Genomic DNA, 23136 nt, shown 5'->3' on the forward strand with positions numbered 1-23136 from the left:
TTGTCAGTTAGCAATTCAAAAATACGATGATTATGGATAGGACAAAATTATTCACTCAAATTAAATGTCAATTGCCCGCCGAAGGAGGTGGAACTTCTGCGGAATGCGGTGGATACTTTGGGGTCATTGATCGTTCGATCGAAGTAAAATTGAATGTTGAGCTTCTGATTGACCACGTATCCGATACTTGGTCTCAGCTGTATGTTAAGGTTTCCATTGGTAAGGGTGTTTTCCCCTTCAATTTTTCTTTGCACGGTATTGGTATCTACGATGCTGGTGGAAATCCGGATGGTCAGGTCATTGTTAAGCACCTCCTGCCTTCCCTGTATCTTGAATGGTACTTTTACCCCGGCCTTGGTGTATCCCAGATCGAAGCGAAAATCCTGGCTGTTTTGTTCGGTTACCTGTGCATTCGAGAAATTCAGACCGATGTTCCTTTCCGTATTGTATTCAAAACTGATATTCATGCGGTCCTTGGTCAATAAATCTACACCTATCAGGGGGGCGAATCTCTCGGAAATGACCACCTGGTTCAAAATAAATATGGGAATATAGGAGCCAAACTCATCTGTCATACTTGGCAAGGGCAACTGCTGGAGGGTATTGTACAATTCCAATCCTTCCTGGTAAATCAGGGCATTGGAAAAATTACTGACTTCATAGCGAGAAGTATAATTATGCGTCAGGTTAATAGATGAGAAGAATTCACTTAATGCGGGTAAGCGGGCCAGTCCCCGATATTCTAACCTCCAGTTGGGTAAAGGAAGTTTGGGGAATGGATTGAGGTCTATGGCTGTGGCCGCTTGTCCGGAGTAGGCGGCCAGAAAGGCCGGTACCAATACATGCTGTCCATTGATATTGTACGCTCCGCCGGGATTTTCAAGTTCCAGCCTGGACTGTATGATGCCCCGGTAATTCTCGAAGTCTGTGAACAGTGGAGATACATTTTGGGTGTCCTGCCGTTTGAATACCGTTTTCAAGACATTGTAACTGATGCTGTATGATCCCAGTCTGTTGGGATTGACTGAGGTAAAATCATCATCTCCCGGTCCGGATCTGCGAAATATTTCGCTGTAATCCCCATTTTCCCTCTTTCGAAAATCCAGCGTTATCCTAAAATCCTTCAATGGCTCCACTACTGAACTCACCTGCAGGTTTCTGGATTCATTTTGACGGAATGCCTGGGTAAGGGAGGTACTGGCCGCCAGGACGCCGCGGTTGGCCAGGTCAAACCGGATATCACTGTTTTGGCTGCCGAGAAGAAATCCCAATCCCGGATTTAAAAAACTCCTATCCATACCTAATAGCCCCGTATTGGGCAGGTAACCCGGTAAGAATGTTCCCTGAGTGATCTGGTACCTGAAATTGACCTCCTTTACCATCATCAGAAACCTCAAAAATTCAGCCCCAAAGCCTTCTGTAGAAATTTCCTTTTCCTCCTCTTCCCCTTCTTTAGTAGAAGTATCTTGCGCAGCAGGTCTTCCGGGAATATTCGGTCGCTTAGGCGCATTTAAAGCATTGAGCCTTTTGTTTTTGTTGTAAAGCTGTACCAGGTCTACCTTTCCGGAGATGGATCTGTCCCTGGTATTTTGAATGACATTTCCCAGGGTATCCCGCTGCCCTATGGCTCCCGTAATCCAGCTGTAGGTTGCTTCATACCGTACATCGGCACTGATCCAGTCAGTAAGAGGGGATTTGTCCAGTGGTAATTGGTAATTGACTACTGCCTGCTGGTTGTAATTGGTGGTCCTTCCCAGGTTTTTGATGTTGTTTCTCAAGGAATCCAATTTTCCTTCCGTGTCCAGATCTCCTTCAGGCTCATCTACTATGGCATTGACACTGGAATTTACATCAAACGACAGGTTCTCCGTCAGGTCCCAGTTGAGGCTGTAAAAACGGTTGATGTAGAAACTCTTTTGGAAAAGGGGATCCACTCCTGCCGTACTCAACTGATCGTTCCGGTTTTGGGTGCGCATAAATCTCCGGTCCACATCCATCCTTGCCGACACCAGGCTGGGAGCGAAGTTGATGTTAAAGTCACGTATCAGCTGCAGGTGGTCACTTCTCAGGAATCCCATTTGCTTAAAGGGTTCTACGATAAGTGGATCAGGTTGAAAACTATAAGCGATACTTCCCCTGTAGGTTTCAAAATTATAGCTTTCCAACTGAATATTGCTTTGTCTGACGGAGCCATAGGCATAAGAAAAGGAAAAATTTTCCAGGTCATAAAGTCGGTTTGTTTCCTTATCCGGGTTTTTTATTTTCCTTACATTGTTGAGGCTGAAATTTTTTCTTTTGGACTGGTCCAATACCAGGTTTTGATAAGCTTCCCGCTCCGCATCGCTTTGGAATTTCTGCAAGGCTATTTCAAAGGGGACATCGGGATTTAAAGGATCAAACTCCGGCTTGGTGGTGGAATTTTCCACGCTCAGGTACATGGGGATGCTGAGTCCAAGGCCTTTTGGAAGGATTTTGTCTACATTGATATTGGCCGAAATATCATACTGAGTCGTGGACTCTCTGGCCCTTTCGGATAGGCGGGTTTCCAAACCGCCAAAGCCAAAGGTATTGTGTCTGATGGAGGAAGATACCGTTGCCACATCTGCTATCTGGGCATTTAGCCTGGCATTGGCCGCCCATCCGGAAGATTTATTGAAATCCGTTGCACGCAATTCATTGGCCCATACACAAACCGATTTGCTGGCGCCTCCGGTTTCTCCTGGGTTCCGGATGCCTATCATCATGCCCTGGATGAAGTTTAACTCGGGCCTGCCCACAACGGTTACTTTATATTGCCGGACCTGAATGGAGTAGGGGAGGTTTTGGGGTCGCTGGTTGTTGTCTCTTTCTGCTTTTACCCCAACAATCTCATCGATGGCGATATCGATTTCGTTTTCCAGGGGCCAGATCTGCCTGGGATCCCGGGTACCGGCTGGGGTGATGTTCAGGGGTACTTCAATCTCATAATAATTATCTGTGTAATCTGTCCCTATTCTCAAAAAACCTGTCAGCTCCCCATCATTGGCATCCTGACTGTCTGCGTGGAGAAACATCTTCAGCCTTCCGTACTGCACCAGGTCCTGGCTCACATTTTTATAAACCGCTCTGGAATCTCTGCTTTGCAGGTTGTCTACACAGAGTCTTAAAGATTGTTCGTTGAGCTGCCGTTCGACCGTAGAGGTATTGTCTCTGTCTCTGAAGATTCCCGGTGGCAAAACATAGGGGCTTTGGTTTTCCCCACCTTGACCGTTTTCTTCAATATTGACTACCCCCACGGTAAAGTTTGAATTGTCTGGTTCCGGTATTTCAGAAAAGGTTTTATCAAAAAGTGATTCCTGGAAGATCCTCCATTGGCTGCCTACCAGTCTAAAGTGCCCCATTCTCATGACCACGGGCTGTTGGAAGTCAGTAAGATAGGTTCGAATAAAACGGATAGACTTAAAACCAGAAATATTTCCATAGGAAGCGTCTGGTTGTCTTACAGGGATACGGAACAGGTACCAATCAACTTCCTCCCCATTTTCAACATGGGTAACCCGATCAACAATATTGTTTTCCCCCACCCGCAGACCATTTGGCCGTAGATCTATCTCGTATTCATAATAACTTTCTACTTCATTGATTGTATTGTCATTGTTCAGGTCTTCATTGTCAGGAACATTGGATCCTGAGGGTGTATAAGATAAATTGGTGTTATCAGTGATGGGGGTATTGCCCTCCAGGCCATTGAATTTTTTGTACCGCTCCAGGATTTTAACATCATTTTGATCAAATTCTTCATCCAGGTAATATTGGAAATTATCTGCTGCAGGGTCTTCCATGATGCTTTCCATGGTCTGAGGAGTCACATTCAACCTATTGAGAAACCGGTCTTCGTAATAGCTGGCCTCATCGGAACTGCTCAGTCCATTCAGGCCCACATCCTGGTTTTCCCTTGCTTCAGGTGAATTATCAAAAGCCGGCGTCAGAAATTGCTGATTAGTAATCCTGCCCCATTCATTGGCAACCGTTCTGTCCTCCGATCCGTCTGCGGGGAGTCCATTTTCAAAACCATGTCGACCATCAACGATTACGTCTTCTGAGATTTCTCCCAAATTGAACACCAATTTTCCTCCGGTGGTATTGTTCTCATTGAATATTCCGTCCAGTACCCTCCCATTTGGACCTGAAATAAAAGGGTCCATCAGCCAGAATTCTATGTATTCGATGTTGGTTCGGTCGAAATCTACTTCAGAAGTAATGGCCCTCGTCACCCCACCATAATTTTCTCTGGGGTTGGGCAATAGACCTGAAGCATCAAGTGAGGGGTTGAAATTATACATGCCCCGTTCATGTGGAAAGAAAGCCATTTCAAACAGGGGCTCCGGTGTGATCAGGACATCCCTGTTTCTTCCTCTGAAAATCTCCTGGGGCAGCACCCTTCTGACATAATGGTTTCTACGGTCATCATTGGTGATGTTAGATGGTACTCCCCTTCCGGACGGGCGGTAAAAAACATTGTCAATGCTATACCAGGAAAGCCGGGCTCTTTTGTAAGCATTGCCCAGCCGGTCTTCGGTCATCTGGCTTTCGTCAAATTCATTATCTTCAGTGGCAGGGGTAGCAGCCAGTTTCCAGGTCTGCGGGGCGGAACCCAGGTTAAAGGGAATGATGGCCGTTTCAAAGTCATCAATGTAGGAAGCCCCTTCTCCATCTACCTGGTTGGAGGTGCCTGGAATCAAGTGGGCAAACTCCCCATTGAATTGTACCAATGAAGCTTCCTTGGTCTCTGTAAAGGGGAGGGCATCCGCCAGCTTGGTAAGGAACAGGGATTCTTCATCATAGTTTACATCCAGGCCCCATAAGGAATTCCTTAAGGTTTCATTGCCTGTGGCAATTCTGGATATATTGGGCCGCTCATTCAGGTAAAGGAAGGTACCTCCTATATTGAAGTTTTCATTGACCATATAATCCAGCCTTGTGCCCAGCAAACTACGGGTCTGAAAGGATACCAAATCGGCTTTCTCAAAACTCACACTGATCCGTTTTCCGGATTGTAAAATGCCTTCATTAATGATCACAACACGGCCAATATTGTAATCCACCGTGTAATCTACGCCTTCAGTCAGCGGGATATTTCCAGCGGTGACCAATACGGAACCTTCACTGATATTGAGTCCGGGCAGCATGATTTCAGATGCCGATCCGGAAGTAAAGCTGCCCTTTAAAAAGTATTTGTTTAGGCGGGTAACCAGTTCTGCATCTGCCTGTGTGGTGCGGTACAAGGTGTCGTAAACAAATTTATCCTTGAGGTTTACTTCTGAAGGCAGAAAGTGTTCTTCCAGGGTATTTCCGAATGGCTCCAACACCGGAAAGATGACCAGGCCTTGCTCAGGAACGATGGTCAGGCCCTGCACATAATCAAAATTCCCGTCTGGCGAAGGGTCATTTTGAGGGTTTAGCTTGTCCAGTTTCAGTAGCCGAATGAGCGGAATATCTTTGACATTTTGCCCCTCCAGCAAACTGGGGTTGTCCAGACCCGTCCTGTCATCCCGGTAGATGATCTGCAGCTGGAAACCCTCTTTTTGAATTTGATTGGCATTGAGGTTGTAGATGTTTTTCATCATCAGATCCCAGGTTGGAATCCGGGTATTGATCCTGGCTGGCCGCAGCATCTTGAGGAAGATCACATTGTCTTCCGGCCGGTTTTGGTAATCCTCTGACAATTCTCCTACCTTATAGCTTTGACCGTTATAGGTGTATTCATAGGAAACGGCGATGACTTCATCATTTTGAAGTTTTCTGGACAAGCTAAAATACCCCAGTTGCCGGTTAAAGCTGTATTCATTTTCAGCCAGCTTGCGGGCCCCATTGATTTGTTCAAATTCCACACCTCTTTCCAGCCCCAGATCTGAACTGACGGCACTGGCAGCGGTTTCGAAATCCCTGTAAGCGGAATTGTTATTGAGGGTGCTGAAAAGTTCGTTGGCATTATTGGCGGCAGGTGATTGTGGATTTCCCTGGCCGATTCCCGGATTTTCAGGATTGTAGATTCGCTGCCCCTCTCCCAGGTCCATGAATGCAGCGAAGTTTCTCAGGGTTTGTGTATTATTGGCCCTGTTCATGATATACACTTCCAGTCGGGTAATTTGCACCCCGGAGAGTACCTGTGGAAGGCCTCTCAACCAATTTTCAAAATTGTTGCGAAAGAAATGCCCCAGAAAGAAATGCCGGTTTTCATCATAGTCAGAGGCCCTTACTTCAAATGGGCGGCCCTGATTTCCTCCTTCCAATACGATTTCATCCCTCCGTCCCCTTTGGGTGGAGGCTACTGTCGTCATGAAAAGCTTGCCAAACTGCATTTGGGTTTTTACCCCAAAAAGGTTTTGTGCGCCCTGGATCAGGCTGTTTTGTACCGGCATGCTGACATTTCCGATTTCTATGGTTTTTAAAATGTCTTCTTCAAAACCCGCATATTCTACCTTGAGTTGATTTTCAAAATCAAAGGAATTATTGCTGTCAAAGTTGGCACCGATACGTACCTTTTGACCCAGCATGCCGTTGACGCTCATTTGGATTTGCTGGTTGAAATTAAAGCCTCCATTTCTTTGCTGCCTGATGGGTATGGAGGGGTTGTCAATGCGCCGGAATATGCCTCCAAAATCCAGGTTCACATTTCCTGTGGGAACAATGGTGATCTCACTGCCCCCAAAAATCCTGTCAAAGGTAGGACTCATAGTAATAGGAGGGATCAATCCTCTTCCTCCTACCGCGCTTTCTCCATCAAGGCCCCGGGATCTATTCCTCCAGTATTCCTGCCGGATACGCATTTCCTGCATGCGGGAGTAATCTTCATAATCCATGGAATACCCCGGATCCAAAGCTCCTGAATCCAGGTTTTGATAAATCCGGTATCTTACCGCAGTATCCACTTCTACTTCTATCCTTTGGTCCATTTGAGGCCGAAGAAGAAAGGGGGATTGTTTGCGTAAAAAAGGATTTTGGGAAGGATATAGCGGATTGGTAGACAGGTCATCCCAGAGCAAAAATGAAGGCAAATCCTTTCTCTTGGACAGGGTGTCCAATCGGCCTGGTAAGGTGTCCGAAGGACTGGCAGCCGGCTCTTGAAAGGCATGGGCCACAGGCAAAGGCAGACCGAACATCAAACATAACATTCCCCCACAAAGAATGATGTGCTGATGAAATGACTTTATTCTCCAAAAAGTATTTGAGAAAGTAAAGGTCAATGTTGATTGTTTATGATGATGACTTTAAAGATGCTTTAATTAATGCTTCCAATGAAACATCGGGACCACTTTTTTTCAAAACTGTTGTGATATTTTTTTCTGCCTGAGCTTTGGTAAATCCAAGTGTGATCAAGGCTTGTAACGCTTCCTGTTTTAATTTATTGCTGTTGGGAATGAAGCCGCCAGTTGTACCCTCTCCACCGGTCATGCCTTCTTTTTTGATTTTATCTTTAAGCTCCAGTACGATCCGCTGAGCCGTTTTCGCCCCGATACCTTTTACCCGTTGGATGGTCGCATGGTCATTGTGGAGAATGGCTTGTTCCAGTTCTTCTACTGATAGAGAAGACAGGATCATAAGCCCGGTATTTGGCCCTACACCGTTGATGGAGATCAAGGCTAAAAATGCTCTTTTTTCAGGAAGTTCTTTGAAACCGTAGAGGGTATGTCCATCTTCCTTGATGTGCAGGTAAGTATGCAGCATGACTTGCTCTTCTTCTTTCACCATACCATAGGTGCTAAGGGAGATTTTTACCTCATAACCCACACCATGGATATCAATGATCACAAAAGTCGGGTCCTTATGGGCTAATTTTCCTTTTAGGTAAGCTATCATGTTGATTCTATGCTTTGGGCATCCACTACTGCAATGGCGACCATATTGACAATTTCACGTACGGAACTCCCTAGTTGCAATACATGAACCGATTTATTCATGCCCAGAAGTATGGGCCCGATGGCCTCTGCATTGCCTATTTCGGCGACCAACTTGTAAGCAATGTTGCCGGAAGCTAGATCAGGAAAAATCAATGTATTGGCTTTATTGTTGATCAATGCGCTGAAGGGGTAATTCTCTTTCTGTATGCTTTCATCCAAGGCAACATTGGCCTGCATTTCTCCTTCGATGACCAGCTCCGGAAAGCGGGCTTTTGCTTTCAGGGTGGCGAGTGAGGTTTTGGTGGGGACATCTCCTTTTGCTGAGCCAAAATTGGAATAGGAAAGGATGGCAATTTTTGGATCAATGTCAAAAAACCGTACCCCATTGGCAGTCAGGCCAATGATTTCCACCAACTCGTCCGGACTTGGGTCCTCATTTACCGTGGTATCTGCGAAGAAAAACGGGCCTTTATCTGAGTTCATGATGTACATGCCAGCCACTTTGTCCACTCCTTTTTTCACCCCTATGATGTGTAAAGAGGGCAAGATGGTCCGGGGATAATCTTTGGTAAGCCCGGAAATCAGGGCATCTGCTTCGCCTGTTTCCACCATCATGGCACCGAAATAATTCCGGTCTTTCATCAATTTTCTGGATTCGTAGGGGGTTAGACCCTTGCGTTTTCTTTTGTCATAGAGAATTTCACCAAATGCTCTGATTTTGGTCTTTTCTTCGTTGGGATCTATGACCAATACGTCCTCCAGGTCCAGAGAATTGACCCGAATTAGCTTTTTGATTTTTTGCTTGTTACCCAGCAGTATAGGTTCCCCGATTTTTTCATCCCGGATTAGTTGTGCTGCTTTCAGTATTTTGGTATTGTCAGCTTCTGCAAATACCACACGTTTGGGGTCTTTCTTTGCCCTGGTGATGACACGTGACATCAATCTCTGGTCAATGCCTATCCTTTCCTGCAGGTCGAGTTCATAGGCTTCCCAATCCTGTATATGGGTTTTGGCTACCCCTGACGACATGGCAGCCTTGGCTACTGCAGGCGCTATGGTGGTGATCAACCGGGGATCCAGGGGTTTTGGGATGAGGTAGGTTTTGCCAAAGGCCAGCTTGGACTCCCCGTATGCCTTATTGACAATGTCGGGAACAGGTTCTTTGGCCAGGTTGGCAATAGCATAGGCTGCTGCCAGTTTCATTTCCTCATTGATACCGGTGGCCCTGACATCCAATGCTCCCCTGAAAATGTAGGGAAAGCCGATCACATTGTTGACCTGATTGGGAAAGTCAGACCTGCCTGTAGCCATAATGATGTCCTTACGGGCAGCCATGGCTTCTTCATAACTGATTTCCGGAGTGGGATTTGCCAGGGCAAATACGATGGGATTGTCTGCCATGGTCCGTACCTGATCCTGACTGATGATATTGCCCGCAGAAAGCCCTAAAAATACATCTGCCCCGATCATGGCCTCACTGATATGGTGGATGTCTTTGTTTGTAGCAAACATTTGGTGGATTTCAGTAAGCCCCGGTCGGTCCTGTCTGATGACTCCTTCAATGTCACACATGATGAGGTTTTCCAGGCGCACTCCCAATCCTACATAAAACCGGGCACAGGAGATGGCGGCTGCCCCGGCGCCACTTACTACCAGTTTGATGTTTTCAATTTTTTTACCAATCATTTCCAGGGCATTCAAAAGAGCCGCTCCTGAAATAATGGCCGTTCCATGCTGGTCATCATGCATGACCGGTATATTCATCAGCTCCTTCAGCTTTTTTTCAATGATAAAACACTCCGGAGCTTTGATGTCTTCCAGGTTAATGCCACCAAATGTGGGTTCGAGGGAACGGATAATCTTTATCAGGCTTTCAGGATCATTCTCGTCAATTTCCAAATCAAAAACATCTATCCCCGCAAATTTTTTGAAAAGGACGCCCTTACCTTCCATTACCGGCTTGGAGGCTGCAGGACCTATGTTTCCCAGGCCCAATACCGCTGTTCCATTGGAAATGACCGCTACCAGATTTCCTTTGGCCGTATACTTATAAATATCATCCGGAACCTCTTGAATGGCCTTGCATGGTTCGGCTACCCCGGGAGAATAGGCCAGTGCCAGATCTAGCTGGCTGGAGAGTGGCTTGGAGGGGATGACCTCGATTTTTCCCGGTTTTTTGAATTGGTGATAATGTAAGGCATCTTCTTTTCTTATCTTCATGATGGGGTATAACTTGGGAAAAATGGTTCAAGCAGCAATTAGTTTTCTTCGGCGTTTTTTTCAAATGAGGTGGCATTTAAAATGGTCTCAATCTCTCTCAGGGAAGACCTGTGCGCCTCATTGGGATAGTATACAAACCCTTCTGTATAAAAGATTTTACCCTGTTCTTCATCCACTATGGTGTAGGACAGGAAGGACCCTCCCATAGAAAGGTTATTGGTTTTCCAGGCTCCCCGCATTTCGACAGTATATTTCCCATCTATCTGCGTATTTTTAAAAACCGGTGGTTCCAGCCTTTCGGTGACAATATAGGATTCTTTCTTAGCAGGGTCTCCAAAAATCCTTGTTTTGGTGATTTCATTCCTAAACTCGATGATGTTTTCCGGGAAGAGCTGTGCTTCATCGGTGTAATCCGTTTGGTAAAAAAACAGGCTAATGTCAGGTTTATCAGTCCTGGGGGTGGGTTGCCTGAACCATAAAAAGTTTTCTTCTTCCATTGCTAACTGGTAGGAGGCAGGCAGGTTGAGGGTAATGCCGAATTTTTCCTGAGATTTGGTGCTGGCTTCACCACTTTTCCTATTGAACAATGCTTTGGCCAGGCGTTCTCTTTCTCTATTGATAAATAAATTTTGAAGTTGGGTCTTATTTGATTTTAAATTTCTGATCAACTCCTCTTCATTCTGTCCGAAAAGATACAAGACTTCCTGCCCAATGGCAAACTCATCATTGTTTCTAAGCATAAACAAGGTAGAGTCTGATCTGCTCATATCAATGGATTCAGGTGTAAACTGACTGTTGATGTTCCTGCTACCGGGCTTTTGATCATCGAAGGTGGTGACATAGACCATATTGTTGGCCATCTTTAGGATACGGGTCAATTTCCTCGGGTCCACTTTACGGGTATAAAACATGGATTCATCCCGGATGATACCCGGAATACTGGCCTCAAAAACTTCCTTTAATGCATCTCCTACCGGGCCTGCATATTTGGCAGAATCAATGACCAATAATATTTCTCCTAAGGATCCGCGGGCCTTTGGTTTATTACTCGATGAGCCATTAGTTCCACTATTCTCACATGCAAATAGAAAAAGCCCTGTAAGTAAGACCAGTACACAATATCTTAAACTCATATTAATTAGTTTATAGTTGTAACAGGCCTAATTTAGGGAAAAATGCCAAATGGAAAAAATAAAATTAAAAATATAGTTTAAATCAACCTATTTTTAACTTTTGGCCGGGCTTGATTTGATTGTTGTTCAGGTTGTTCAGTTTTTTTAATTGATCGATGGTTACCCCATCCAGTTTTCTGGAAATAAGCCATAAAGAATCACCTGGCTGTACCGTGTACATTTTACCTGCATTGCCTTCTGAAATGTGGCTTTGTTGCTGGGCTGAAGCGATACTTTTCTCAAAGGTGTCACTGTCCTGGTAAATATGAAGTACCTGACCGATGCGGATCGTGTTTGAATACAGGTTATTCCAGCTTTTGAGTTGCGTCACACTCACCCCATATGTCTGGGCTATTTTTCCGAGCACATCACCTGAGCGCACCCTATAGTTGATGTTATGCAGGGGTTTCTCCTCCTTTTCCGGTAAGGAAGCCAAATACCGCTGATTGGTAATTTCCAATGAATCTACCAGCCAATCGATGTTCTCGGTAATGTAGGCGTGTTGATATTTAGGAATGTTCAAAGAAATGTTTTTTCCAAATTCGGGCACTTCACCTCTCACCAGTGAAGGATTTAATAATTCCAGGTCTTCCAAACAAAGGCCGGTATGTTTTGACAGGTTGTCAAAAGTAAAACCTGTGCCCAGATTTACTTTTTCATGTTCTACGGAATAGGCGGGTTCCTCGAGAATCAGATTATGTTTTTCCGCATGTCTCAATACATACATGATGGCTTGAAACTGAGGGATATAACTTCTGGTTTCCCGGGGAAGGTACCTGTATATGCCCCAAAATGTCCGCTTCCCGCCGGATCTGCGTATGGCTTTATTGACGTTTCCAGGTCCGCAGTTGTAGGCCGCTAATGCCAATTCCCAACTGTTGAACCTTCTGTTTAAAGCCTTAAGGTATCGAATAGCGGCATCAGTAGACTTTTCGGGATCCATCCGGTCATCCACATGGCTGTTGATATAAAGCTGAAACTCCTTTCCTGTAGCGGGCATGAATTGCCATAAACCTATTGCACCCACCCTGGACCTGGCTCTGGGGTTTAAGCCGGATTCAATGATTGCCAGGTATTTGATGTCTTCCGGCATGTCATGTTTGGACAGTGCTTCATCAAACATGGGGAAATACATGTCCTGTCTGGCCAAAACCATGCGGGTGTAATCCCTGTTTCTTACGGTAAAATAATCAATAAATGCGAAAATGGTTTCGTTCAATTCGAACGGCATATCCGTTTCCATCTCGGAAACCCGCTTTTCCACTTCCTCATAAGTAAAATCCGGAATGTGATCGTAATCGTAATAAGGCAGCACTACTTCCTGCGCTTCTTCCCCTTCACTTGCCAGCAATACTGAGGCATCCTGTGCTATGGCTTGCTGTAAAAATAAGCCTGTCATACACATCATCCCCATCACTTTGTAGAAAAATCCATCCCTCATCATATCCATCATAGTTATTCATTTAATCCTGAGCCTGTCAAATAATTGGCAAAAGCATAGAGTTCCGCTTCCTTAAAAGAATTGGCCATAATTTGAAGGCCAATTGGCAGTCCTTCCTTATCTTTTCCATTGGGGATAGATATGGAAGGCACGCCGGAAACAGAAGCCTGCACTGTAAAAAGATCCTCCAGGTACATGGCAACCGGGTCATTGGAATGTTCCCCGAATTTAAATGCTGTACTTGGTGTTGTCGGCAGGACAATGTAATCAAATTTTGTCAATAAATCCTCTGTAAATTCTTTAATTAATCTCCTTACTTTTTGTGCCTTGGTAAAATAAGCGTCATAGTAACTAGCACTTAATACAAATGTACCCAGCATGATCCTCCTTTTTACTTCCTCTCCAAAGCCTTCGGACCTGCTCAATTTATACATGCTTTCCAAATTGTGTGCATTTGGGCTTCGGTAACCGTATTTTACCCCATCAAAACGGGATAAGTTCGAGCTTGCCTCGGCGGTGGTGAGGATGTAATAGGTAGGTAGAACATAATCAAGGAGGGGAAAATTCACTTCTTCTACTACATGCCCTTCATTTTTCAATCTATCGAGTACATTCAGGGTATTTTGTTTGATTTCTGCCTGCAAAGCTTCTGAATGAACGGTCTCTTTGAGATAGGCAATTTTGGCGGGCTTGTCAAAATGCAATAACCCACTGTAAGCCGGCACGGGTTTTCTGGAGGAGGTGCTGTCATAGTCGTCAGGTCCCGCCATGGTTTCAAGTACCAACGCATTGTCTTTCACATTATTCGAAAAAACACCTATGGTATCAAAAGAGGAAGCATAGGCAATCAGTCCAAACCTGGACACCCTGGAATAGGTGGGCTTAATTCCAATCACCCCTGTAAAGGCTGCAGGTTGCCTGACCGAACCGCCGGTGTCTGTTCCCAGGGATACCGTGCATAAATTGGCTTGAACGGCCACCGCCGAACCTCCGGAAGAACCACCGGGTACACGGCTTTCGTCAATGGCATTCAGTACTTTTCCATGTACAGAGTTTTCATTGGAAGATCCCATGCCAAATTCATCACAGTTTAACCTGCCAATGATGATGGCATCTTCATCAATAAGCCTTTGTATGGCTGTGGCAGTAAATTGGGATTCAAAGCCTTCGAGGATCTTACTTGAAGCGTTGGCAATATTCCCCTGATAGCAGAGTACATCTTTGATACCTACTACCATGCCGGCTAACTTACCGGCTTTACCCTTGTCGATTTTTTCGTCAATGGCGGCTGCTTGTTGTAAAGCAGAAGGGCCATAAACTTCAACGAAGGCGTTTAAATGCGCCTTCGTTTCAATATTTTTTAAGTAATGGTTTACTATCGCTTTGCAATCTGTTTCCTTATTTTCCAGCGATTTTCTTATCTCATCAAATGAGCGGAATTTTTCCAACGTGTTATTTTTTTGCTTTTTTGTTGTCATCTTTCAATCCTTCCTCCAAATCATCCTGGATTTCTTTGGTGGCATCTTTAAATTCTCTGATACCTCTACCAAGACCTCTGGCCAATTCAGGAATTCTTTTGGCACCGAAAAGAAGAATGACTACCAGAACGATGATCACTAGCGATCCCCCTCCGATGTTTTGTATGAAACCCAATGTATTCATGTTTTGCTTATTTTGATTTTGAAATTATTACAAATATATAACCATGCTTTTCTAACGCAAAGAATTTAAAGCATGTTGTAATCTTTTTTTATAAATATACTAAAATTTAAGCATTATTTGCTAGAAAGCCAAATACTTGGGTCCATTACTTGCAATCCTTTCCATGTTTGAAAATGCAAGGCGGACACTCCCTGATTGTCGGTATATACAGTGCCGATCGTGGTGGAAGTATTGACTTCCTGTCCCGACTTTACCGAAATGGTTTTTAAACGGCTGTACATGGTGTAAAATTCGCCATGTTTGATGATAATGGTGCCTCCCATACCTGGCACGGTGGTAATTTTAGTCACCACTCCTGCAAAAACAGCCTTTACCGGAGCATTGTTGTTGGTTTGAATATCCACCCCGTCATTGGTTTCAGTGATGCCTTTGAGGGTAGGATGGGGAAAGGTGCCATATCTTTTGGATATGAATCCAGATTCGACCGGCCAGGGTATCTTTCCCCGGTTGTTGGCAAATGAGGCAGAAAGGGCGGCTGCCGTAGGGGTCGCTGGCAGGCTTTCAGTAGGGGCATCGGCTGATTCGGTTTTTTCTTCCGCTTTTTCCTCTTCGGCTGCTTTTGCCAGCCTGATTTCCTCTTCTATCACCCTCTTGATAAGTTGGTTAAGCTCCTCCTGTTGTTTTTTTGTGGCCGCAATTTCTTTTTTTAATTCTTCCTCTTTTTCGCTGAGCGAATTGACCAGTTGTTGCTGTTCTGTCTTCAGGGCAGCCAGGGCTTTCTTCTGTTCTTGTTCTTGCTGGAGTACTGCCATTTGATCAGAACGTTGCCGCTCCAGTTCTTTCTGTTTTTTCGTCAGGTCCATGCTTACCAATTCCATTCGCTCCACTTGCTTTTTTCTGGCATCGCTGTATTGTTTGAGGTACCTCAAGCGCATGTAAAACTGTTTGAAAGTAGCAGAAGAAAAAATAAAAGTGATGAGATTGACCCCCTGATTTAGCTTATATGAGGTGTAAATCATCTCTGCATATTCTGCTTTCAAGGTCTCCAATTCTTCTTCCAATTGCTGGATTTGATTGGAGGTCTGCTTGATTTCCTGGTTTACAATTCTCAGTTCTTTATTAAGGGTTGCGATATAGGTTTCTCTTGCTTCAAGCTTTTGATTTACGGCCCTGAGTTCGCTTAAGGAATTTTGTTTTTCACTGGTGGTTTTTTTCAATACCGTGTCAAACTCCCGGAGTCTTTTTTGGATAGCTTCTTTCTCTTTTTCAAGTTCTGCCCTGTCTGCGGTAATCTGTGAAAGGGCAGGGGGGAGGTTGCCTAAACCAAATACCAAAAGAAAAACCAGTAAAAAACAAAAGGTGCCAGACCTTAATTTAAAAGTTATATGGAAAACTGAGTGGGTCATTCGTTAGTTCTACTTTTACCATTTCTGCATTCATGAAGAAATTGGTATTTGGTTTTTGTGGTAAACTGAGTACCATTTTTATGATGGCCTGATAGGGGAATGGTTGCCCGTTGAGATCTCTGAAATCCATGTACGAAGCCGACAGGCTTCCCGACCGGTTTTTGGATGCCTCACTTTCCAACTGAGATACCTTACCGTGACTGGCATCTACCAGGGTTTTGTACTGTATGTTTTCCCTTTCCTGTCGAAGTTCGAAAATTTTACCTACCCTAATCAAACGATCCCGGTAGCTGAATTCGTGTGGGATGTTGGCGAAAAGCAGGTTTTGGAAAAGGGAGAAAGATAAGGGAACCCCATACTTTTTTTGGAATTCTTCATAACCCATATCTATTTTCTGCCCATTGATACGGTCTCGGATTTTGATCTGATCGGTGCTGATATAGCCCCTCACTGCTTCAATCCCCAGTCCCGGTGACATGTTGAACCAAATGATGCTGTCTTTTTTTGCCCTGATATTAAGGGTGCCCTTGGTGATCTTACCGTCCTGCTCTTCCAGCGTAACCCTCCCTTTTGCCGTCAGGTAGTTATAGTCCAGATAAGAAGGCTCAAATTGCTCCATGACCGTACCGCTGCTATAGGACATGGGTTTTCTGGCACAGGACCAAACCAACAGGATACCCAATAAGAAAGCCAATAACTTACCCTTACTCATAGTATGTTTTGTTTTTTATTTTTAGCGTCAGAAATTCGGAGGTTTCTTTCATCTCTTTGGCCTTGTTCCAGTATTTCAGGGCAGCATCTTCTTCTCCCAGTTTAAACAGAATATCTCCATAATGTTCGAGGATCACCCCACTAAGTGTATCCAGGTGCTTGATTGCCTTCTCCATGTAGGTTTTGGCTTCTTCATACCTGCTCATCTGAAACAAAACCCAGGCATGGGTGTCCAGATAAGTTGGGTTTTCAGGAAATCGTGACACCAATTTTGAAGACATTTTATAGGCCTTATCGAGTTCTTTCTTTTCCAGGGAGAGAAAATAGGCATAATTATTTAAAATATGTTCATTATTGGCATTTTGTGATAAAACTTTTTGATAGGCATCAAAAGCAGCTTCCTTTTCTCCAAGGGCATAAAGCGCATCAGCCAGCTGACCGTTGGCCATCAGATCAAGTTGTGAATTTTTCCCGGCATTCAGCTCCAAGGCTTTGTCCAGAGCTGTCCTGGCAGGCTCATGTTCTTCTTCACCCAACTGTGCCGTTCCCAGAAAGAACCAAAATTCGGGCTTTTCTGGATAAACTTCTGTCGCCATCTCTGCCACTTCTATAATTTCCGTGAATGGGTACTGGTTTTCAAACATTAAGGGAAGAAGTTTTTGGTAAATCTCTTCGTTGTCGTTTTTTAAGCTGAGAGATTTTCTGAAAAATGAGATGGCTTGATCTACCAGTTTCCTTTGTAATTTCCATTCTCCCAGAGCCAGGAGTACCTCGGGATCATTTGGATGATGGGCTTCCATCTCTTTGGCAAGGGTTTCAAGGAGTTGGTCCCTGGACGAACTTTTGATTTCAGAGCTTATGCCGGAGAAAGCCCTGACCTTGGTTTCTCCTTCCAGGTCCGGGTTTTTAAATGCCTCTCTGATGTATCTTCCCGCTAGCTCCAATTCACCTTTTTCCTTGTAAAGCGTGTGGGCTGCCATTTTCAATTCAGGCTGATTGGGATAAGAGGACAAGGATTTTAGAATCAAGTCCAATGCCTGATCGGTTTTGTTGTTATTAAACAAAATTTCCACCAAAGCCAAAACATATTGGGCATTACCGGGGTGGGCATCAATCAATTTCTCTCCCTCTTTGATGGCCATTTCCAAATTGTTTTTTCGGAGATAAATCCTTTGCTTTTGAGCAGTAAGCTGCTCTACTACGCCATAGTAGTCCTCTGCTTTGTCAAGTGCTTCCAGGGCTTTATCAAATTCCTTGGAATTGAGATAAATGGAAGCCAGATCCAGAATGTATTGCTGATAGTTACCGTCCCTTTCCATTAAGTTTTCAAGGACCTCTGCGGCTTCTTTGTTTTGGTTTAATTTGGTATAAATTTCAGCGATTTGCAGGTGATAAAATTTATTTTCAGGGTCCAGTTCCAAAGCCTGTTTGCCCAGATCCAATGCTTTTTCAGGCTGATTGGCGCGCACCATCATTTCCGATAATTTGAAATAAATGGCACTTTCCTGGTCATTGAACTCCAATGCCTTGTTGAAATAAAAATAGGCTTTTTCAAAATCTTCCAGCATCAGGTTTTTTTGACCTTCTATAAATAACCTGCTGGCCATCATTTCTTTTTTCTTGGCTTTTCTTTCTTTCCGGCTCATCTTTTTCTGAGCCATAGCCGGTTCAAGCCCATAGCTGCCGATTACCAAAAGGATTAGGAGCCAGGTAAAAATTTTTCTGTAGATGCTTTTCATTACTTCAGGGCATTTTTTTATTTTCCCAGCAGGTACTGAGACAGGTGATGGGACTCATTCTCTGGTAGAAACCCCAGGCAGGTGAAAGTGTTGTCAACGGATCGCTGTTTCATATGATTATTATCGTTTTTTAGCGGTCATATGCCTGCTTGTCGGCAGACAGAGAATCTTGCATGCTTTCCCCCCGATAGTTATCGGGGCATCCCACTGGGTGTTGCTTGCGACAAACTTGATGGCAAATTGGGTTTGATATTCATTTGAGATACAATTAACTTTTGTTTTTGGTTCCCCATGCCTGGCCGTTAAGCCAGTGACTTGCAACCTGATCTACCTACCGGTACTTCCGTAGCCTCCACCTCCCCGACTTGTTTCGGATAATTCATCCTGGGGATTCCAGCTGATTTGTTCATGTTTGGCAATGACCATTTGGGCAATGCGTTCTCCATCCTGAACGGTAAAATCCTCCCTGGAATTATTGATCAACAAAACTTTAATTTCACCCCTGTAGTCCGCATCTATGGTGCCGGGACTGTTGAGAACCGTCACACCGTACTTAAAGGCAAGACCACTCCTTGGCCTGATTTGGGCTTCATATCCTTCAGGTAGTTCAATAAAAAGGCCTGTACCAATCAATTGTCTTTCTAGTGGCTTTAATACTACGGTACTTTCTATGTTTGCCCGCAAGTCAAGACCCGCAGCAAGAGGGGTTTGATAAGCAGGAAGTGGGTGCTTGGACCTATTGATGACGTTTATTTTCATGCCGTTGTTTTGAAATGGATTGAAAAAGCGAATATACTTCCTTTTTTTCCATCAGGAAAATCAACCCCAGATAGACGATAAGAATAGCGTTATGAGCTATAAAATTGACCAACAAATTTCCGGTGTCCAAAAGGAAGCCGGCATAGCTGAATAAAAATGAGATAAGCAGGTAAACGATTCCTTTTTTAGTTTGGTAGGGAATGGGATAGAATTTCTGTCCGGTATAATAGCACATGACCACCATGGTCAGGTAACATGCCAGCGTGCTGAGGGCGCCCCCAATAAATCCAAGTACCGGTACCAGGGTAAGGATGACCAATACAGTGACGACTGCGCCTGAAAATGTAATGTAAAAACTGTATTTGGTTTGATCGGTGATTTTAAACCAAATACTCAGGTTATAATAGACACCAAGCATTAAATAGCCCATTAGGAGAATCGGGACCATGGGTAAAGCTATGGCATAACCTGGGGCCTGGAAGAATAGGTGCCCTATCAAATCCAGGTTTACGGCCACTGCTACCATTAACGTGGAGCAGAATATGATAAACCAATGCATTACCCTGGCAAAAAGTTTTGGATTGTTTTTGTTTTCAGCTTGTTGAAAAAAAAATGGCTCGGCGGCATATTTAAAAGCCTGTATGATCAGGCTCATCAATATGGCCAGTTTAAAATTTGCGCCAAAAACCCCTCCTGCTTCCCTTGGACTGAGCTGGGGATAGAAATCCTCCGGGAGGGCATATTCAAACAATCCCCGGGAAAATACCTCGTTGGTTACTCCTGCCAGCCCCATAAAAAGCAGCGGCAGGGCGTAGTGCCACATGGGCAGCAGGATTACTTTCTTAAGTTCAAACTTCCACCCGCCTACCAGCTTCCACAATAGGGGCAAAATCAGGAAATTGGCCAATACATTGGAAAGCAAAATGTAATCTACTCCCCAATCGGACCTGAACCAGGAGGCAACCCAGGGTTGGAACTGCTGCAGGATGTCGCCCTGAATAATATGGAAAGTAATAACAATGAAAAGAACGTTAAAACTTACATTTAAAACAATGTTCAGCAATTTAACCAGGGCAAAAGAAAGCGACCTCCCTTCCAACCTTAATTTCGCAAAGGGAATGGCCATGAGTGCATCAATGGTTAATATCATGGCGGTCCACTGAAACAAATGGGATTTTCCCGGAAAGTCAAATATTTGGCTGAGGGGCTCGGCAGAAAGGTATAACAAGGCACCCAGAATAAGTGAAACCAGACTGACAAGAGACTGTGCGTTTTGATAGACTTTTTGGGGAGCCAAACCTTTGCCTGTGGCAAAGCGGAAATAGGCTGTTTCCATTCCAAAAGTAAAAATTACATTTAGAAATGCGATCAAGGCATAGAGCAAGGTAAAGGACCCCAAATCTTCTTTAGCCAGGTAGCCGGTGTACAGCGGTACCAGCAAAAAATTAATGGATTTGCCCAGGATACTACTGATGCCATAAACTGCGGATTGCCCGGCTAATTTTTTTAACAGGCCCATAAAAAATAAAAAAGGGGATTATTCCCCTTTAAAGTTAGGTTTTCTTTTTTCAAGGAATGCTTTTGTGCCTTCCCGGTAATCTTCAGATTTGACACACCGGGCAAAGCTATTGGCCTCAATCTGGTAGCCGTTTTCATCACTTGCATATACCGCATTGACACAGTCCACAATCATCCCTATGGATAGGGGGGCTTTGCTCATGATTTTCTTCAATACCTCTTCTGCCTTGGCGATAGCCGCATCTTTGCTGGCTTCTACATGGTTTAAGAGTCCCAATGCCTTGGCTTCATTGACATCCAGCATATCCCCTGTCATTAGAATTTCCGTGGCCTTGGTTCTTCCGATCAGGTGGGTCAATCGTTGGGTGCCTCCATAGCCCGGAATAATGCCCAGGTTAACCTCCGGTTGTCCAAATTTCGCATTGGAAGTAGCTATTCTCATGTGGCAGGCAATTGCCAATTCGCATCCCCCCCCCAAAGCATATCCATTCACCACGGCAATCACCGGCTTGTGACAGGATTCAATGATTTCAAATACTTCCTGGCCAAATTCAGCAAACTTTCTTGCATTGAGTTCATTGAGCTCGGAAATTTCATTGATGTCAGCTCCGGCTACAAAGGCTTTATCCCCTGCCCCGGTAATGATCACGCCCCTGATTGCCTTGTTGTCATTCACCTCATTGAAAATATTTTTCAATTCCTCTAAAGTGTTAAAGTTTAAGGCATTGAGTTTGGGCTCTCTGCTGATGGTCAGGTAAAGTATTCCATCTTTGGTTTCGGAAAGAATAATTTTTTGTTCAGCCATTCCAATTCTACAATGTTTAGCTCCAAATATACGAGGAGCACGAACAATCACAAAAGATTCGGTTAAAAATCATGTGTGTTCAAAAAGGAGTTCTGAATAAAATGTCTACTAAAATGCATCTTGTATCCATAAAAAATTATTTGATAAAATATGGAATTGTTTTATGAAACAGGTAGTCCCTGTTGCCATTTTTTTCTATTGTCTTGTCCTTCATTTATTTCCCCTTGTCTTTCTATAATTAAAGTGGACATGGAAAGGTAGTGTACCAATATTTCCTATTTTTGTACTATCTTAAACTAAATTGAAAATTCAAAGATTGTCTTTATGTCCGAAAAAAGAAAAATAACAGTTGCCTACGGAGATGGTATAGGCCCGGAAATCATGAAAGCCACCTTATCTATCCTGGAAGCAGCTGGCGCAGCCATTGAACCGGAGGTTATTGAAATCGGCGAACAGGTTTATTTGAAGGGTATTAGTTCAGGTATCGCTCCCAGTGCATGGGAATCTCTACGGAATACGAAAGTTTTTTTGAAATCTCCTATCACCACTCCCCAGGGTGGAGGCTTTAAAAGTCTGAATGTGACTACCCGGAAAACATTGGGCTTGTATGCAAATGTACGGCCCTGTAAGGCTTTTGCACCCTTTGTCCGGACCCATTTTCCGAAAACTGATATGGTCATCATTCGCGAAAATGAGGAAGATCTGTATGCCGGCATCGAACACAGACAGACCGATGAAGTTTATCAATGTCTGAAACTGATATCCAGACCAGGAAGTGAAAAGATTGTCAGGTATGCTTTTGAATATGCCCGGATGAATAACCGGAAAAAGATAACCTGCATGACCAAGGACAATATCATGAAGATGGCCGATGGTATTTTCCATCAGGTGTTTAACGAGGTGGCCAGGGAATACCCCGAAATTGAAACGGACCATAAGATCATCGATATAGGCACCGCACTGATAGCAGACAAACCTGAAATGTTTGACGTGATAGTCACTTTAAATCTGTACGGGGATATCATCTCCGATGTGGCAGCCCAGATCACAGGTTCTGTAGGTTTGGGAGGCTCTGCCAATGTGGGTGAAGAGGTGGCCATGTTTGAAGCCATTCACGGTTCTGCTCCCGACATTGCAGGAATGGACATGGCCAATCCGTCGGGCCTTTTGAATGGAGCGGTGATGATGCTGGTGCATATCGGGCAGCCGGAGGTGGCTGAGAAAATCAGCAATGCCTGGATGGCAACGCTGGAAGATGGGATCCATACCGGTGATATTTACCAGGAGGGTATTAGTAAACGAAAAGTAGGAACCCAGGAATTTGCCGCAGCAGTGATAGAAAGACTGGGTCGGGAGCCTTCCAACCTGAAAAAAGCAGCTTTTGCCAAAGCCGTACGTAGTGAGGCGGAAACCCGGGCTGCCCTGGCACTGAGGCCGGTCAAACCTGCAGAAAAAGTACTTATCGGACTGGATGTTTTCATAGATTGGAAAGAAGGAGACCGGAATGCCAACACCATTGGTGACAGGCTGAGGGAAGTTAATGCAGGTGGTTTGAAAATGCAGTTGATCACCAACAGAGGGGTACGGGTTTATCCCGATGGTATGAAAGAAACCTTTTGCTCTGACCACTGGCGGGTGAGGTTTTTCAATGCGGACGAAACAGCCATTTCGCATGAGCAGGTCATAGAGGTACTCCGGCAAGTACAACAGCTTGGTTTTGATTTTATCAAAACCGAACACCTCTACACTTTTGACGGGGTAAGGGGCTTTTCTCTTGCACAGGGGGAATAAATCTGTAAGCTTTCGGGGCATCAGACATGCAG

14 protein-coding genes are annotated in these 23136 nt (G+C 44.4%); 1 reads left to right on the forward strand and 13 read right to left on the reverse strand.

Going from position 1 to position 23136, the window contains the following annotated elements; all coding sequences use genetic code 11:
- Positions 1–47: 47 nt before the first annotated feature.
- The 13 genes from sprA to GL182_RS20675 form a co-directional block, all read right to left on the reverse strand.
- Positions 48–7154 (reverse strand): cell surface protein SprA, encoded by a 7107-nt coding sequence (sprA, locus tag GL182_RS20615; RefSeq protein ID WP_240469911.1) that lies wholly within the window; start codon positions 7152–7154, stop codon positions 48–50.
- An 82-nt stretch (positions 7155–7236) separates the two neighbouring features.
- Positions 7237–7839, reverse strand: a complete 603-nt coding sequence (gene ruvA, locus GL182_RS20620) for a Holliday junction branch migration protein RuvA (protein ID WP_163381689.1) — start codon at positions 7837–7839, stop codon at positions 7237–7239.
- Positions 7836–10100 (reverse strand): NADP-dependent malic enzyme, encoded by a 2265-nt coding sequence (locus GL182_RS20625; protein WP_317167821.1) that lies wholly within the window; start codon positions 10098–10100, stop codon positions 7836–7838. The genes ruvA and GL182_RS20625 overlap by 4 nt, the downstream gene beginning before the upstream one ends.
- 38 nt (positions 10101–10138) lie before the next feature.
- Entirely contained in the window at positions 10139–11233 is a 1095-nt protein-coding gene (locus tag GL182_RS20630) for a DUF4837 family protein (RefSeq protein ID WP_163381690.1), read from the reverse strand.
- A gap of 82 nt (positions 11234–11315) precedes the next feature.
- Positions 11316–12722 (reverse strand): transglycosylase SLT domain-containing protein, encoded by a 1407-nt coding sequence (locus GL182_RS20635; protein WP_410492722.1) that lies wholly within the window; start codon positions 12720–12722, stop codon positions 11316–11318.
- Between the two features lie 5 nt (positions 12723–12727).
- On the reverse strand, positions 12728–14161 hold the full coding sequence (gene gatA / locus GL182_RS20640) for an Asp-tRNA(Asn)/Glu-tRNA(Gln) amidotransferase subunit GatA (protein ID WP_163381691.1): 1434 nt from the start codon (positions 14159–14161) through the stop codon (positions 12728–12730).
- A 4-nt stretch (positions 14162–14165) separates the two neighbouring features.
- Positions 14166–14375, reverse strand: coding sequence for a twin-arginine translocase TatA/TatE family subunit (locus GL182_RS20645; RefSeq protein ID WP_163381692.1), 210 nt, complete (start codon positions 14373–14375; stop codon positions 14166–14168).
- Between the two features lie 113 nt (positions 14376–14488).
- Positions 14489–15781: a murein hydrolase activator EnvC family protein gene (locus GL182_RS20650; RefSeq protein WP_163381693.1), complete on the reverse strand. Its 1293-nt coding sequence runs from the start codon at positions 15779–15781 to the stop codon at positions 14489–14491.
- The gene (locus GL182_RS20655; RefSeq protein WP_163381694.1) at positions 15750–16493 is read right to left on the reverse strand and encodes a DUF4292 domain-containing protein; all 744 of its coding nucleotides are present in this window, start codon (positions 16491–16493) and stop codon (positions 15750–15752) included. Before GL182_RS20655 ends, GL182_RS20650 begins: the two co-directional genes overlap by 32 nt.
- Positions 16486–18231, reverse strand: coding sequence for a tetratricopeptide repeat protein (locus GL182_RS20660; RefSeq protein ID WP_163381695.1), 1746 nt, complete (start codon positions 18229–18231; stop codon positions 16486–16488). The genes GL182_RS20655 and GL182_RS20660 overlap by 8 nt, the downstream gene beginning before the upstream one ends.
- Before the next feature lie 327 nt (positions 18232–18558).
- Positions 18559–18990, reverse strand: coding sequence for a dUTP diphosphatase (dut, locus tag GL182_RS20665; protein ID WP_163381696.1), 432 nt, complete (start codon positions 18988–18990; stop codon positions 18559–18561).
- Positions 18968–20509, reverse strand: a complete 1542-nt coding sequence (locus GL182_RS20670; protein ID WP_163381697.1) for a lipopolysaccharide biosynthesis protein — start codon at positions 20507–20509, stop codon at positions 18968–18970. The genes dut and GL182_RS20670 overlap by 23 nt, the downstream gene beginning before the upstream one ends.
- Before the next feature lie 18 nt (positions 20510–20527).
- On the reverse strand, positions 20528–21313 hold the full coding sequence (locus tag GL182_RS20675; protein ID WP_163381698.1) for an enoyl-CoA hydratase/isomerase family protein: 786 nt from the start codon (positions 21311–21313) through the stop codon (positions 20528–20530).
- A gap of 324 nt (positions 21314–21637) precedes the next feature.
- Here GL182_RS20675 and GL182_RS20680 point away from each other — a divergent pair, with 324 nt between their 5' ends.
- Positions 21638–23104 carry an NADP-dependent isocitrate dehydrogenase gene (locus GL182_RS20680; protein ID WP_163381699.1) on the forward strand — a complete coding sequence of 489 codons (1467 nt, stop codon included), beginning with the start codon at positions 21638–21640 and terminating at the stop codon, positions 23102–23104.
- Positions 23105–23136: the final 32 nt, after the last annotated feature.

Source organism: Cyclobacterium sp. SYSU L10401 (assembly GCF_010993705.1).
In the GTDB taxonomy this organism is placed as follows: domain Bacteria; phylum Bacteroidota; class Bacteroidia; order Cytophagales; family Cyclobacteriaceae; genus Cyclobacterium.

Bases quoted from the DNA above. Each gene is read 5' to 3' on its own strand.
- GL182_RS20655 (WP_163381694.1), bottom strand. From the start codon at position 16,493: ATGAGTAAGGGTAAGTTATTGGCTTTCTTATTGGGTATCCTGTTGGTT.
- GL182_RS20625 (WP_317167821.1), bottom strand. From the start codon at position 10,100: ATGAAGATAAGAAAAGAAGATGCCTTACATTATCACCAATTCAAAAAA.
- GL182_RS20670 (WP_163381697.1), bottom strand. From the start codon at position 20,509: ATGGGCCTGTTAAAAAAATTAGCCGGGCAATCCGCAGTTTATGGCATC.
- GL182_RS20660 (WP_163381695.1), bottom strand. From the start codon at position 18,231: ATGAAAAGCATCTACAGAAAAATTTTTACCTGGCTCCTAATCCTTTTG.
- GL182_RS20635 (WP_410492722.1), bottom strand. From the start codon at position 12,722: ATGGATATGATGAGGGATGGATTTTTCTACAAAGTGATGGGGATGATG.
- GL182_RS20630 (WP_163381690.1), bottom strand. From the start codon at position 11,233: ATGAGTTTAAGATATTGTGTACTGGTCTTACTTACAGGGCTTTTTCTA.
- GL182_RS20675 (WP_163381698.1), bottom strand. From the start codon at position 21,313: ATGGCTGAACAAAAAATTATTCTTTCCGAAACCAAAGATGGAATACTT.
- GL182_RS20680 (WP_163381699.1), top strand. From the start codon at position 21,638: ATGTCCGAAAAAAGAAAAATAACAGTTGCCTACGGAGATGGTATAGGC.
- GL182_RS20645 (WP_163381692.1), bottom strand. From the start codon at position 14,375: ATGAATACATTGGGTTTCATACAAAACATCGGAGGGGGATCGCTAGTG.
- sprA (WP_240469911.1), bottom strand. From the start codon at position 7,154: ATGTTATGTTTGATGTTCGGTCTGCCTTTGCCTGTGGCCCATGCCTTT.
- GL182_RS20650 (WP_163381693.1), bottom strand. From the start codon at position 15,781: ATGACCCACTCAGTTTTCCATATAACTTTTAAATTAAGGTCTGGCACC.
- dut (WP_163381696.1), bottom strand. From the start codon at position 18,990: ATGAAAATAAACGTCATCAATAGGTCCAAGCACCCACTTCCTGCTTAT.
- ruvA (WP_163381689.1), bottom strand. From the start codon at position 7,839: ATGATAGCTTACCTAAAAGGAAAATTAGCCCATAAGGACCCGACTTTT.